At 70.0% G+C, this 14,587-nt stretch carries 10 protein-coding genes and 1 pseudogene; 9 read left to right on the top strand and 2 right to left on the bottom strand.

The features are described 5' to 3' along the window. Nucleotides 1-7 precede the first annotated feature (7 nt). From ACGFSB_RS30895 to ACGFSB_RS30870, 6 genes and pseudogenes are all read left to right on the top strand, one after another. Entirely contained in the window at nucleotides 8-1,168 is a 1,161-nt protein-coding gene (locus ACGFSB_RS30895) for an ABC transporter ATP-binding protein (RefSeq protein ID WP_393406052.1), read from the top strand. Then, nucleotides 1,165-2,103, top strand: a complete 939-nt coding sequence (locus ACGFSB_RS30890; protein ID WP_393406050.1) for an ABC transporter permease — start codon at nucleotides 1,165-1,167, stop codon at nucleotides 2,101-2,103. Before ACGFSB_RS30895 ends, ACGFSB_RS30890 begins: the two co-directional genes overlap by 4 nt. Next, nucleotides 2,103-2,906 carry an ABC transporter permease gene (locus ACGFSB_RS30885; RefSeq protein ID WP_393406048.1) on the top strand — a complete coding sequence of 268 codons (804 nt, stop codon included), beginning with the start codon at nucleotides 2,103-2,105 and terminating at the stop codon, nucleotides 2,904-2,906. The genes ACGFSB_RS30890 and ACGFSB_RS30885 overlap by 1 nt, the downstream gene beginning before the upstream one ends. 41 nt (nucleotides 2,907-2,947) lie before the next feature. After that, nucleotides 2,948-4,366 (top strand): NAD(P)/FAD-dependent oxidoreductase, encoded by a 1,419-nt coding sequence (locus ACGFSB_RS30880; RefSeq protein WP_393406046.1) that lies wholly within the window; start codon nucleotides 2,948-2,950, stop codon nucleotides 4,364-4,366. 143 nt (nucleotides 4,367-4,509) lie between these two features. After that, nucleotides 4,510-4,980, top strand: coding sequence for a hypothetical protein (locus ACGFSB_RS30875; protein WP_393406044.1), 471 nt, complete (start codon nucleotides 4,510-4,512; stop codon nucleotides 4,978-4,980). Between the two features lie 210 nt (nucleotides 4,981-5,190). Next, a pseudogene (locus ACGFSB_RS30870) lies at nucleotides 5,191-6,195 on the top strand (chitinase); the annotation flags it as partial. Here the strand turns inward: ACGFSB_RS30870 and ACGFSB_RS30865 are convergent. Next, on the bottom strand, nucleotides 6,183-6,770 hold the full coding sequence (locus ACGFSB_RS30865; protein WP_393406042.1) for a phosphatase PAP2 family protein: 588 nt from the start codon (nucleotides 6,768-6,770) through the stop codon (nucleotides 6,183-6,185). The pseudogene ACGFSB_RS30870 and the gene ACGFSB_RS30865 overlap by 13 nt on opposite strands. A 503-nt stretch (nucleotides 6,771-7,273) precedes the next feature. Beyond that, nucleotides 7,274-8,608, bottom strand: coding sequence for a 4-aminobutyrate--2-oxoglutarate transaminase (gene gabT, locus ACGFSB_RS30860; RefSeq protein WP_393406040.1), 1,335 nt, complete (start codon nucleotides 8,606-8,608; stop codon nucleotides 7,274-7,276). A gap of 300 nt (nucleotides 8,609-8,908) precedes the next feature. On the opposite strand from gabT, the gene ACGFSB_RS30855 reads away from it, so the two are divergent. The 3 genes from ACGFSB_RS30855 (at nucleotide 8,909) to ACGFSB_RS30845 (ending at nucleotide 14,484) form a co-directional block, all read left to right on the top strand. Beyond that, a complete protein-coding gene (locus ACGFSB_RS30855; protein ID WP_393406038.1) occupies nucleotides 8,909-11,074 on the top strand; it encodes an ATP-binding protein in 2,166 nt (721 codons plus the stop codon). 232 nt (nucleotides 11,075-11,306) lie between these two features. Continuing rightward, nucleotides 11,307-12,893 (top strand): PucR family transcriptional regulator, encoded by a 1,587-nt coding sequence (locus ACGFSB_RS30850; protein ID WP_393406036.1) that lies wholly within the window; start codon nucleotides 11,307-11,309, stop codon nucleotides 12,891-12,893. Between the two features lie 145 nt (nucleotides 12,894-13,038). Next, nucleotides 13,039-14,484 (top strand): aldehyde dehydrogenase family protein, encoded by a 1,446-nt coding sequence (locus tag ACGFSB_RS30845; protein ID WP_393406034.1) that lies wholly within the window; start codon nucleotides 13,039-13,041, stop codon nucleotides 14,482-14,484. Nucleotides 14,485-14,587: the final 103 nt, after the last annotated feature.

Raw genomic sequence — 14,587 nt, 5'->3', positions numbered from 1 at the left:
ACGCACCATGACGACTGCTACAGAACACGGCGGCGACGTCCGCCTCACCGGGATCAGCAAGACGTACGGCTCCTTCAAGGCCGTCCGACCGCTCGACCTCACCGTGCCGCAGGGCTCCTTCTTCGCGCTGCTCGGCGCGTCCGGCTGTGGCAAGACCACCACGCTCCGCATGATCGCGGGTCTCGAGGAGCCCAGCTCGGGCACCGTCCACCTCGGCGACCAGGACGTCACGGCGCTGCCCCCGTACAAGCGGCCCGTCAACACGGTCTTCCAGTCGTACGCGCTCTTCCCGCACCTCGACATCTTCGAGAACGTCGCCTTCGGCCTGCGCCGCCGCGGCATCAAATCGGTGAAGGGCAAGGTCGGCGACATGCTCGACCTCGTCCAGCTCGGCGAGCAGGCCCGCAAGAAGCCGCACCAGCTCTCCGGCGGCCAGCAGCAGCGCGTCGCCGTCGCCCGTGCCCTGATCAACCACCCCAAGGTGCTGCTCCTGGACGAGCCGCTCGGCGCCCTCGACCTGAAGCTGCGCCGCCAGATGCAGCTCGAACTCAAGCGCATCCAGACCGAGGTGGGCATCACGTTCATCCACGTCACGCACGACCAGGAGGAGGCCATGACGATGGCCGACCAGGTCGCGGTGATGAACGCGGGCGGCGTCGAACAGCTCGGCGCCCCCGCCGAGCTCTACGAGAACCCCCGCACCACCTTCGTCGCCAACTTCCTCGGCACGTCGAACTTCATAGAGGCCGAGATCGCAGGACGCAGCGGCGACGACCTCACCCTCAAGGCAGGCGACGGCAAGCTCACGCTGCCCGCCGCACGATGTACGGCGCCCACCACCACGGGCGGCAAAGTCATCCTCGGCGTACGCCCCGAGAAGATCTCCCTCACGCACGCCGACGACGCGGGGCAGATTCCGGACGGGCGCAATCGCATCACGGGCCGCATCGCCGACAGCAGCTTCATCGGCGTATCCACGCAGTACGTCATCAGCAGCCCGCTCTGCGACGGCTTCGAGGTCTACGCCCAGAACATCGAGCGCGACACGCGCCTGGTCCCCGGCGTCGAGGTCGTCCTGCACTGGAACCCCGCGCACACCTTCGGCCTCGACCCGGCCCAGGACATCGACGCGGGCGTCGAGAAGGTCGAGGAGGACGCCTCCGCATGACGACGACCCTCAACGGCGCACCGCCGACGAAAGAGCCCGACGAGGCGCCCCGCAAGATCCGCAAGATCCGCAAACGCGGCCGCCTCGTCCCCTACTGGCTGCTGCTCCCCGGCATCCTCTGGCTCGTCGTCTTCTTCGCGCTCCCGCTGGTCTACCAGGCGTCGACGTCCATCCAGACCGGCTCCCTGGAAGACGGCTTCAAGGTCACCTGGCACTTCGCCACCTACTGGGACGCGCTGAACGACTACTGGCCGCAGTTCCTGCGCTCGGTGATGTACGCCGGTGCCGCAACGATCCTGTGCCTCATGCTCGGCTATCCGCTCGCGTATCTGATCGCGTTCCGCGCGGGCCGCTGGCGCAACGTCATCCTCGTCCTGGTCATCGCCCCGTTCTTCACCAGCTTCCTCATCCGTACGCTGGCGTGGAAGACGATCCTCGCGGACGGCGGCCCCGTCGTGGGCGCCCTCAACACGCTGCACGTCCTGGACGTCACCAGCTGGATCGGCGTCACCGACGGCGACCGGGTCCTCGCCACACCCCTGGCCGTGATCTGCGGACTCACGTACAACTTCCTGCCGTTCATGATCCTGCCGCTCTACACCTCGCTCGAGCGCATCGACGGCCGGCTGCACGAGGCCGCGGGCGACCTCTACGCCAAGCCGTCCACGACCTTCCGCAAGGTGACCTTCCCGCTCTCCATGCCGGGCGTCGTCTCCGGCACACTGCTCACCTTCATCCCGGCAGCGGGCGACTACGTCAACGCCGATCTGCTCGGTTCGACGGACACCCGCATGGTCGGAAACGTCATCCAGACGCAATTCCTGCGCATCCTGGACTATCCGACGGCCGCGGCTCTCTCCTTCATCCTGATGGCAGCGATCCTCGCCATGGTCACCTTCTACATCCGTAAGTCCGGGACGGAGGATCTCGTCTGATGGCTGCCTTCTTCCGCTGGCTCCGTGGCAAATTCGTCATCATCGCGGGTCTGCTGACACTCGCGTATCTGCTGCTCCCGAACGTCGTCGTGACGGTGTTCTCCTTCAACAAGCCGAAGGGGCGCTTCAATTACGCCTGGCAGGAATTCTCGCTCGACGCCTGGAAGGACCCCTGCGGCGTCGCCGACATGTGCGGCTCGCTCTCACTGAGCCTGCAGATCGCGGCCTGGGCGACGATCGGCGCGACCGTGCTCGGCACGATGATCGCCTTCGCGCTCGTCCGCTACCGGTTCCGGGCGCGCGGCGCGGTCAGCTCGCTGATCTTCCTGCCGATGGCGATGCCCGAGGTCGTCATGGCCGCCTCGCTGCTCACGCTCTTCCTCAACATGGGCGCGCAGCTCGGCTTCTGGACGATCCTCATCGCCCACATCATGTTCTGCCTCAGCTTCGTGGTGACCGCCGTCAAGGCGCGCGTGATGTCCATGGACCCGCGCCTGGAACAGGCCGCGCAGGACCTCTACGCGGGCCCCGTGCAGACCTTCGTCCGCGTCACGCTGCCGATCGCCGCACCGGGAATCGCGGCGGGCGCACTGCTCGCCTTCGCGCTCTCCTTCGACGATTTCATCATCACGAATTTCAACGCGGGCTCGACCGTGACCTTCCCCATGTTCGTCTGGGGATCCGCACAGCGGGGTACGCCCGTTCAGATCAATGTGATCGGTACGGCGATGTTCCTTGTCGCGGTACTGCTCGTACTCGGCGGCATGATCGTCGGAAAGCGCCGCAGCAAGCAATCCGCTTGAGCTCTTCAAGAATTCCGAAGGATCTGAAGGAGTTGGAAATCATGGCCCCAAGCGCCATGACCCGTTGGACCAAGTCTCTCGCCGACGCCCAGCCGGTGTCCTACTGGCTGGACGACCCGGGCAGGCCTCGCGCCGAGCCCGCCCTCACCGCCGACGAGCAGTGCGATCTCCTGGTCGTCGGCGGTGGCTACAGCGGACTGTGGACCGCGCTCATCGCCAAGGAGCGCGACCCGCACCGCGAAGTGGTCCTGCTGGAAGGCCGCGAGGTGGGCTGGGCCGCCTCCGGCCGCAACGGCGGCTTCTGTGCCGCGTCCCTCACGCACGGCATCTCGAACGGCCTGTCCCGCTGGCCCGGTGAGATCGGGAAGCTGGAGGAGCTCGGCGCCCGCAACCTCGACGAGATCGAGGCGGCCGTCAAGCGCTACTCCATCGACTGCGACTTCGAGCGCACCGGCGAGATCGACGTGGCCACCCAGCCGCACCAGCTCACCGAACTCCACGAGATGTACGAGGAGATGGCGGAGCACGGCCTGGCGGGCGGCTCCGAGCTGCTCGACGCGGAAGCCCTGCGCGCACACGTCGACTCGCCGACCTTCCTCGGCGGACTCTGGGACCGCGAGGGCGTCGCCATGCTGCACCCGGCGAAGCTGGCCTGGGGTCTCAAGCGCGCCTGCCTGGAGAAGGGCGTACGCGTCTACGAGCACACGCCCGCCCTCCAACTCGCCTCGTCCGGCGCCGGAATGGCCGTACGCACCCCGTACGGCCGCGTCCGTGCCCGGCATGTCGCGCTCGCCACGAACATCTTCCCGTCCCTGGTCAAGCGCGTGCGTGCGTACACCGTCCCGGTCTACGACTACGCGCTGATGACGGAGCCGCTGACCGAGGAGCAGCTCGCGGCCATCGGCTGGCAGAACCGCCAGGGCCTCGGCGACAGCGCCAACCAGTTCCACTACTTCCGGCTCTCCGCCGACAACCGCATCCTGTGGGGCGGCTACGACGCGATCTATCCGTTCGGCGGCAAGCTGCGCGCCGAGCACGACGACCGCCCCGAGACGTACGCGAAGCTCGCGGGCCACTTCTTCACCTGTTTCCCGCAGTTGGAGGGCGTCCGGTTCACGCATGCGTGGGGCGGCGCGATCGACACGTGCTCGCGCTTCTCGGCGTTCTTCGGCACGGCCCACGCGGGCCGCGTCGCGTATGCGGCGGGCTATACGGGACTCGGTGTCGGGGCCACCCGCTTCGGCGCCGACGTCATGCTGGACCTGCTCTCCGGCGAGCGCACGGAACGTACGTCTCTGGAGATGGTCCGCACGAAGCCGCTGCCGTTCCCGCCCGAGCCGTTCGCGTGGACGGGCGTCGCGCTGACCAAGTGGTCCCTCGCGCGGGCGGACGAGAACGGCGGCAGGCGCAATCTGTGGCTGAAGACGATGGACAAGCTGGGCCTGGGCTTCGACAGCTGAGCGGCTCGACAAGCTCCGGGGCTCGGACGGCCCGCTGTCGACTGTTCGTCAACAAGTTCCCGGAACCCGCGTAATGCTCAGGCCCGGCCTCCCTCTCTCCTGTGACATGCAGAGCTGTCGCACAGAGAGAGGGAGGTCCCCCCATGACTGTCTCGGGGGCGAAACCAGCGGTCGAATGGCTGGTGTCGGTGGCGCCGGACCCGGAGGCCTGCCGCTGGGAATGGGAGCGGAATCCCCTCGGGGTCGCGCTCCTTCCGGCGGGCAAGCTCTGGGACGTACTGATCCTTCCCGGCGAACTCGGCTATCCCACGCTCGACGTCCTGACGCGCTGCATCGACCGTCCGGGCCCGGTGCTCGCCGACTTCGGCGACTCCCGCATGGGGTTCTTCGTCCCCGCGGGCACGGTTTCCCGCTGGATCGGCACGGGCGTACGCGGCGCGGGGCGCGGCACCTGGATCGTGGTCCCTTATCCGGGGCGCGCCACGGGCGGTGTGCGCTGGCTCGTCACGCCGGACGGGTCGGGCACGCTGACGGACCCGGCATTGCTCGAACTCGCGATGCACGAGGCGGCGGCGCAGTTGGCGCCGCGGGACGGGGAGCCACCGAGTTTTTGACGGGGCCTTGACAACTTGATTGGTCTGGACCAAATTGAGCGACCCACCCTCCATCCCCCATGCCCGGAGGCAGTTGTGGATCGTTCCTCGTCGCGTTTCCTGAGGCGTCTCACCGTGGCCGTGACCACGGCCTGCGCGCTCACCGCGTCCGGCCTGCTCGCCGCCGAGGCCTCGGCGGGCCCTGGCCCAGCGCCGAATACTGCCGCCGACCACGCCCTTGTCGGCTATCTGCACTCCAGCTTCGCCAACGGGTCCGGCTACACCCGGCTCTCGGACGTCCCCGACAGCTGGGACATCATCGACCTCGCCTTCGGTGAACCGACGTCCGCCACGTCCGGCGACATCCGCTTCAGCCTCTGTCCGCGGGCCGAGTGCCCGAACGTGGAGTCCAAGGACGAGTTCAAGGCGGCGGTCAAGGCCAAACAGGCGGCGGGCAAGAAGGTCCTGATCTCCATCGGCGGCCAGAACGGCCAGGTCCAGCTGACCACCACGCAGGCCCGCGACACCTTCGTCTCCTCGGTCTCCGCGATCATCGACGAGTACGGACTCGACGGCCTGGATATCGACTTCGAGGGCCACTCCCTCTCGCTGAACGCCGACGACACGGACTTCAAGAGCCCCAAGACCCCGTCGATCGTGAACCTCATCGCGGCGGTCAAGACCCTCAAGTCCAAGTACGGCAGCGGCTTCACGCTCACGATGGCCCCGGAGACCTTCTTCGTGCAGCTCGGATACCAGTACTACGGCACCGGGAAATGGGGCGGCCAGGACCCCCGCGCCGGCGCCTACCTCCCGGTCATCCACGCCCTGCGCGACGACCTCACGCTGCTGCACGTCCAGGACTACAACTCCGGCCCGATCATGGGCTTGGACAACCAGTACCACTCGATGGGCGGCGCGGACTTCCACATAGCGATGACCGACATGCTGCTCACCGGCTTCCCGGTGGCGGGCGACGCGAACAACGTCTTCCCCGCGCTGCCCCCGGAAAAAGTAGCCATAGGTATGCCCGCATCGACGAACGCGGGCAACGGCCACGTCCCCACGACCGAGGTCAACAAGGCCCTGGACTGCCTGACGAAGGGCACGAACTGCGGCTCGTACAAGACGCACGGCACCTGGCCGGGGCTGCGCGGCCTGATGACCTGGTCGATCAACTGGGACCGCTTCAACAACGGGGAGTTCTCGAAGAACTTCGACAGCTACTTCGGCTGAGGGGAGTCCGACCCGCTGCCGGGGCGGCGTCCGTACCGCGCCACCACAAGCACCATCCCTCGCAGCACCATCCCGAACAGGCACCAGCTGGCGACGACGTCCAGCGGCCAGTGATATCCGCGGCGCATGAGACCGAGCCCGACCCCGAAGTTCAACAGGGCGCAGGCGATGAGCAGTTCACGCCGTGCGTACGTGCCGCGCAGGTAGGGGAGCAGGAGCAGCACCGCCCCGCCGTAGGCGACCATGGCGGTGGCGGTGTGCCCCGAGGGGTAGTAGCCGCTGCCGTCCATGCCGGGCGGTCCGGTGCGGCCGATGAGCTCCTTGAGCGGGATCACGAGCGCGGGGACCGAGGCCATGGCCACGGCGGCGGCCGCAGGGGCCAGCCACCAGCGGAACGTACCGGCGACGCGAGCGCGCCACCCCGCGTAGACCACGACCACGGCGAGAACTGGCACGGCGATGGCGACCCCGCCCAGATCGGCGAGGAATTCGGCGGCGCCGTCCGGGAGGCGGCTTCCGGTGATCCAGGGACCGAGCCGCTCGTCCGCGTCGCGGAGGGGGCCTTCGGTGATCACTTGCCAGGTGATGAGCGCGAAGAGCAGCGCGCACAGAGGGAGAAGGGCAGGGAGAAAAACAATCGGCCGTCCCGGAACAGGGGGGGTAGTTCCGAGACGGCCGATCTGACCGGCGAACCGCGCGCCCCGGGGGGTTTGGGGCGGACGGCCATCCGATCGGTGAGGAGTTCCAGAGCCTGAAGCTCCGGGTGTGTGCGCGAGGGCACGACCAAGACGGGGCTGGGGAGGCTCCGCCCTGGTGTCGCCCACAGTCCCCTGTGGGCGGGGTGTTTCTCTCATCTGCAGAAACCGTACGTCAGGGAGTGACGGGCCGACAGGCGGAACGGCAACCCGTCATGGGGCCCGCACACGTTCTTCACATGCCCTGACGGTCACCCCAGGTCACGGCCGCTCTCGCGAAGCGAGGTACGCACACGTCAGGGCATGTACGGAAACATGCGGAGCCGGGATCTTCCCCCTTTGGGGTGATCCCGGCTCTCATGGCCGTTTCTGATCGTCCGCGATCAGATACCGACGAACGCTGCCTCGATGATGTCCAGACCCTCGGTCAGGAGGTCCTCGCCGATGACCAGCGGCGGCAGGAAGCGCAGGACGTTGCCGTACGTGCCACAGGTGAGGACGAGCAGGCCCTCCGCGTGGCAGGCCTTGGCGAGCGCGGCCGTCGCCTCCGGGTTCGGCTCCTTCGTGGCGCGGTCCTTGACCAGCTCGATGGCGATCATCGCGCCACGGCCGCGGACGTCGCCGACGATGTCGTACTTCTCCGCGATGGCGTTCAGGCGGGCCTTCATGACCGCCTCGATGGCCTTCGCCTTGCCGTTGAGGTCGAGCTCCTTCATCGTCTCGATGGCGCCGAGCGCACCGGCGCAGGCCACCGGGTTGCCGCCGTACGTGCCGCCCAGGCCGCCGGAGTGTGCGGAGTCCATGATCTCGGCGCGACCGGTGACCGCGGCGAGCGGCAGGCCGCCCGCGATGCCCTTGGCGGTCGTGATGAGGTCCGGGACGATGCCCTCGTCCTCACACGCGAACCACTGCCCCGTACGGCAGAAGCCGGACTGGATCTCGTCCGCGACGAAGACGATGCCGTTGTCGTTGGCGAACTTCACGATCTCCGGCAGGAAGCCCTTGGCGGGCTCGATGAAGCCGCCCTCGCCGAGCACCGGCTCGATGATGATCGCGGCGACGTTGTCCGCGCCGACCTGCTTGCTGATCTGGTCGATGGCCTGCTTGGCGGCCTCGGGCCCGGCGTTCTCCTCGCCCGTCGGCCAGCGGTAGCCGTAGGCCACCGGCACGCGGTAGACCTCGGGCGCGAACGGCCCGAAGCCGTTCTTGTACGGCATGTTCTTGCTGGTCAGCGCCATCGTCAGGTTGGTACGGCCGTGGTAACCGTGGTCGAAGACGACGACGGCCTGGCGCTTGGTGTACGCACGGGCGATCTTCACGGCGTTCTCGACGGCCTCGGCGCCGGAGTTGAAGAGCGCGGACTTCTTCTCGTGGTCACCCGGCGTCAGCTCGGCGAGCTGCTCGGCGACGGCGACGTATCCCTCGTACGGCGTGACCATGAAACAGGTGTGCGTGAAGTCGGCGAGCTGCGCGGTCGCCCGGCGCACGACGGCCTCGGCGCTGGCACCGACCGATGTCACGGCGATGCCGGACCCGAAGTCGATGAAACGGTTGCCGTCGACGTCCTCGATGATGCCGCCGCCCGCGCGCGCAGCGAAGACCGGCAGGACAGAACCCACGCCGCCGGCGACCGCGGCGGTACGGCGGGCCTGCAACTCCTGAGACTTCGGCCCGGGGATGGCGGTGACGACGCGGCGCTCCTGCGGAAGTGCGGTCATGGGGTGCTCCTGGGGGTGGGGCGAGGCTGACGCTCGATGCTTGCTTTCGTGCTGCTTTCTTTCGCAGGTTAGGGGTGGAGGGCGGGGGCGGGCATGCTCCACGGGGGAGTTGTTCGGCGTGGCGGTTGTCCGTGGTGGACATAGTGGCGGGTGGCCGGGGTGCGGCTTTCGTCCCGTTCGGCGGGCGGTGCGGGGCGGGGCGTTCCCGCAGGTCCCGGGCGCGTATGCGGTGAACTACCCGTGTGGGGGCACTAGATTGACGGCTGTACCGACAGACCGGCAGGTCAGGGGGCAGGGGCCATGGACTCCGAAGGCACGCACGACGCTCGCGGCACGCACGCCACACCGGTGCCGCGTCCGGCGGCGCCTCCTGGTTCCGCCGGGCCGCGTGACCGGCAGGGGACGCACATCACTCCGCCGCGCCCCGTGCGGGCGCCGGGACCGGCTGCCGCGGGGGTGCCGCCGCAGCCCGACGGCTCCGCCTTTCTGACCTGGCTGCGTACGCCGCGGCCGGGGGTGCAGCCGGGGGTGTGGCGGTTCGGGCACATGCCGCGGCCCGAGCAGGAGCCGGAGGTGACCCCGGCGCGACAGCTGTTCAGCGGGGCGTTGATCGCATTCCTGGTGGGGTGGCTGGTCTGGTCGCTGCTCTGGAACGGCTATCTCGGCGGCTGGTGGGTCGTACCGCTGGAGCTCTTCCTGCCGGACGCCTGGCTCTACAGCGGCAACAAGATCGGCAACGCGGTCGTCTGGTACGGCTACTACACCCTCATCGTGCTCGTCATCATGATCGGCCTCGGACGTGTCGGCCGCTGGGACGAGATCTGGCGCCGCTACGTAGCCCCCCGCTTCCGCCGCCCCGCCCCGGCGCAGGCGCCGCCCGCCCCCGGCGAGGACCCCGCCCAGTGGCCCCAGCTGCGAGAAGCCGGGGCGGATGCCGCCGCCGAGCGGCTCGCCGCCGATGCGCGGGCCGGGCTCATGCGGGATGTCGACCACGCCCGGATCAACCGGGCCTGGCGGTCGGTGCGGGCCGGGCGCAACTCCCTCTCCGCGTTCAGTGACTCCGTCGTGCGGGACGGGGCCGCCGCCTGCGCTCATCCCTCCGGGGACCGGGATCTGCCCGCCCGCGCCGCCCGCCATGACCTCGCCACGGCGCAGGTGCGGCTCGGGACGACCGCCGATGATCCGCGCAACCCGTACGCCTACCGGGGGGCCGGGCTCGGGCTCGGGCCCGAGCTGCTCGGGACCTCGCTGCTCGCCGTGGGGCCTGCCGGGTCGGGCAAGACGAGCGGTGTGGTGTGGCCGGTCGCCGAGTCGTTGTGCCTGGGGGCGCTCGCCGGGCGAGCCGCCGTGGTCGTGGTCGGGGCTGCGGGGGCCGGGCTCGGGCCCGCCGATGACTATGACGTGGTGGTGCGGGTCGGGCACCCCGACTCCGTGTACGACCTCGATCTCTACGGCGGCACGAACGACCCGGACGAGGCGGCCGCCGTGCTCGCCGAAGCGCTCGTCGGCGACCTCGTCGACCCGCACCCCGGAGGAGACAGCCGCCGCTCGACGACCGTGCTGGCCCAACTGCTCGGCCCCTACTACGCCGTGCACCGGCGTTTCCCCTCCGTGCCCGAGCTGCGCGCCCTGCTCGACGGCGCCCCCGGACCCCTCGGCGCGCTGCGCAAGGCGCTCCAGGACGCGGGGCAGGAGGCGATGCTGCGGGAACTCGACGCCCGCGAGCGGCAGTTGGCCCACCCCGGTGACCCGGGATCCGTCATCGCCGACCGCATCGCGCTGCTCGACCGCCCGGCCTTCGCCGCATTCTTCGACACGTCGGGCCAGAGCACGCCCTTCTCGCTGCGGGCCCTCGACCATCCCGTACGCGTCCGCATCGACCTGCCCGAGCGCGGTCACGCCGACGCGTCGCGGATCCTCGCCCGGCTGATCCTCGCCCAGTTCATGGCGAGCTCCATCGCCCGCGAGGACCGCTCGCTCTTCGCCTGTCTCGTCCTTGACGACGCGACGGGGACGGTCACTCCTGAGTCCGTACGCCGGCTGCAGCGGCTGCGCTCCTCGAACGCCGGGGTCGTGCTGACCCTGCGTACGCTCGACGACGCACCCCGCCAACTGCGCACCCCGCTCCTTGGCTCGGTCGGCTGCCGTATGGCGCTGTCCGGTCTCACCCCGTGGGACGGGCAGGACTTCGCGGAGGTCTGGGGCAAGGAGTGGATCGAGGCGCGGGACGTCACCGACCGGCAGATCATCGCCGAGACCCCGCTCGGCAAGACGGTGCACATGCTGCGCCGGGTGATCACCGGCAACGCTCCGACCGCGCGCGCCGTGACCGTCCGCCAGGTCGAGCGCGAGCGGTGGTCCGCCTCCGAGCTGGCGCACGGGGTACCGCCGGGCCACGCCGTGCTCTCGCTGACGGACGTCCGGGGAGAGCACGCGCCGCCGCTGCTCGTGGATCTTCGGGGTTAGCCGCCGGTGCGTAAGCAGGTGGGCAGGCAGGGACGCACGTACGAGGTAATCGGTCCCGTACGTACCGTACGGTGAGGCAGAATCGACACAGGTCGTTCATACGTACCGGCCAAAAGATCCACATCTCGTCCGGGATTCACCGGGATTCAATGGCCGACCGGAACGCGTGCCTCACCCGCCGCCGCCCGGCCTGCCCCGCCGCCCAGACCTGCTGATCCGACCTGAAGGTCCCATGCCGCCGACGCTCGCCTCCCTCGTCCATCACTCCGCGCTGAAGCTCACCGTGCGCGCCGGTGAGGAACACCTGGACGCGCCCGTGCGCTGGGCGCACGCCAGTGAGCTCACCGACCCCGTGCCCTACATGGAGGGCGGTGAGCTCCTCATGATCACCGCGCTCAAGCTGGACGCGGAGGATCCGGAGGCGATGCGCCGCTACGTGAAGCGGCTCGCCGCGGCAGGGGTCGTCGGGCTCGGGTTCGCGGTCGGGGTGCATTACAAGGACATCCCGGAGGCGCTGGTCCAGGCTGCGGCGGACGAAGGGCTTCCGCTGCTCGAAGTGCCGCGCCGCACCCCGTTCCTCGCCATCAGCAAGGCCGTCTCCGCGGCCATCGCCGCCGACCAGTACCGCGCGGTGACGGCGGGCTTCGCGGCCCAGCGCGAGCTGACCAAGCAGGCGCTGAGCGACGGACCCGAGGGACTGCTCGGCGCGCTCGCCGGACAGGTGGACGGCTGGGCCGCGCTGTACGACGCGTCCGGCGCCCTCGTCGCCACCGCGCCCGAGTGGGCCTCGCGCAGGGCCGCCCGGCTCACCACCGACGTCGAGCGGCTGCGGGACAGGGCCGCGCCCGCGAGCGCGGTCGTCGCCGGCGCCGAGGACCGGGTGGAGCTGCACTCGATCGGCACGGGACGGCGGCCACGCGCCGCGCTCGCCGTCGGCACGGCGTCCACCCTCGGCACCGCCGAGCGCTACGCACTGCACTCGGCCATAGCGCTCCTCACGCTCACCACGGAGCGGAACCGCTCGCTCCAGGCCGCCGAGGCGCGGATCGGCTCCGCGGTCCTGCGGATGCTGCTCGCCGGGGAGCCCGATCACGCGCGGACGGTGGCAGGGGATCTGTACGGGGGCCTGCTCGATGCCCCGTTCCGCCTCGTGGTGGCGGAAGTACCGGCCTCGGCCCCGGAAGGCGGCGACCCGTTCGCCGCGCTGACCGAGGCCGTCGAGTCGGCCGCCGCGCGCGCAGGCGAGGCACTCCTCGTCGTCCCGTACGGCGAGCGGCTCGTGCTGCTCGTCGTGGACGGAGGCGCGGGCGCGGCGGCGTGTGTCTCGTACGCGCAGACGCTGGAGGCCGCGCGTTCCGATGCGCCGGAGCAGGGCACGGGCGACGAGTCGGCTCTTCTCCTCGGCCTCTCCGCACCCGCGGGACCGATCGCGGCCGCCACCGCGTACAAGCAGGCCGACCAGGCGCTGTCCGTCGCCCGGCGCCGGGGCCGCGCGATGGTCGAGCACGAGGATCTCGCCGCGGGCTCGGTCCTGCCGCTGCTCGCCGACGACGCGGTGCGCGCGTTCGCCGACGGACTGCTGCGCCCCCTGTACGAACACGACGCCACAGGCCGCGGCGACCTCATCGCCTCCCTGCGCGCCTGGCTCTCGCGCCACGGCCAGTGGGACGCGGCAGCGGCGGACCTGGGAGTCCACCGCCATACGCTGCGCTACCGGATGCGCAGGGTCGAGGAAATCCTGGGCCGCTCCCTGGACGACCCGGACGTCCGGATGGAGCTGTGGCTCTCCCTGAAGGCGACTTCGAGCGGTACGGAGTAGCTGCGGGGGAATTACGCCCCTGCCAATCCGGCACGGGTTCCCCGGTCAGTACTCCGAGTCGGACAAACGTCCCGCACCCTTACCGCCCCTACGGTGGGGAACGTACCCCCCAAGACACACCTTCGCGGAAGGGCCGGGAATCGACATGACTTCCATCCACGCCTTCTGGCTCGCCGGTCGCCAGACCACCGGTGAGACCACTCTCGACGTCACATCGCCCTGGGACGGGCGGATCGTCGGCAAGGCGGCCGTCCCGACCGACGCCCAGGTCGAGGAGGCCGTCGCCGCCGCGTACGCCGTGCGCGACGAGTTCGCCGCGACCCCGGCGCACGTGCGGGCCGCCGCCCTCGACCACGTGAGCCGCAGGCTCGTCGAGCGGACGGAAGAGATCGCCCAGCTCATCTCCGCCGAGAACGGCAAGCCGATCAAGTGGGCCCGTGGCGAGGTCGGCCGTGCCGTCTCCGTCTTCCGGTTCGCCTCCGAGGAAGCCCGCCGGTTCAACGGCGGCGAGGCCCAGCGCCTCGACACCGACGCCGGTGGCCAGGGGCGACTCGCCTTCACCCGCCGCTTCTCCAAGGGCGTCGTCCTCGGCATCGCACCGTTCAACTTCCCGCTGAACCTCTGCGCCCACAAGATCGCCCCGGCCATCGCGTCCGGCACGCCGATCATCCTCAAGCCGGCGCCCGCGACCCCGCTCTCCGGCCTGATCATCGGCGAGCTGCTCGCCGAGACCGAGCTGCCCGCCGGGTCCTGGTCGGTCCTTCCGGTCGCGAACGACAAGATGCCCGCCCTCGTGCAGGACGAGCGCCTTCCCGTCATCTCCTTCACGGGCTCCGAGAAGGTCGGCTACGCGATCCTGGACTCGGTGCCGCGCAAGCACTGCACCCTGGAGCTCGGCGGAAACGGCGCCGCCGTGGTCCTGTCCGACTTCTCCTCCGACGAGGACCTCGACTGGGCGGCATCGCGCATCGCGACCTTCTCGAACTACCAGGGCGGCCAGTCCTGCATCTCGGTGCAGCGCGTCATCGCCGACGCCTCCGTGTACGACCGGCTCGTGCCGCGCGTCCTCGCGGCCATCGAGGGCCAGGCCACCGGTGACCCGTCCGACCCGAAGACCGACGTCGGTCCGCTCGTCAACGAGGACGCCGCCAAGCGCGTCGAGTCCTGGGTCGACGAGGCTGTCCAGGCGGGCGCGCAGCTCCTTGCCGGCGGCAAGCGGGACGGCGCCTCGTACGCCCCGACCGTGCTCACCGACGTACCGGCCGATGCCACCATCGCCGTCGAGGAGGTCTTCGGACCCGTCCTCACGATCAAGAAGGTGGACGGCGAGGCGGAGGCGTTCGCCGCCGTCAACGACTCCAAGTACGGCCTCCAGGCGGGCGTCTTCACGCACGACCTGCAGACCGCCTTCCGCGCGCACCGCGCCCTGGAGGTCGGCGGCGTGGTCATCGGCGACGCCCCTTCCTACCGGGCCGACCAGATGCCGTACGGCGGCGTCAAGCAGTCCGGCGTGGGCCGCGAGGGCGTCCGCTTCGCGATGGACGACTACACGTACGAGCGGGTCATGGTCATGACGGGCCTCGCTCTGTAGGCAGCCCTTTTACGTCAGTTCACGAACCGGACGGCCGGAGCCCACTGTGCGGGGGCTCCGGCCGTTCTCGTGCGCAAGGGTGGTGCGCGGCGGCCAAACGCTG

It is taken from the genome of Streptomyces sp. NPDC048441 (genome assembly GCF_043200235.1).
In the GTDB taxonomy this organism is placed as follows: domain Bacteria; phylum Actinomycetota; class Actinomycetes; order Streptomycetales; family Streptomycetaceae; genus Streptomyces.
Note: the sequence above shows the minus strand (reverse complement) of the source record. Positions and strands in the feature narration are given on the sequence as shown.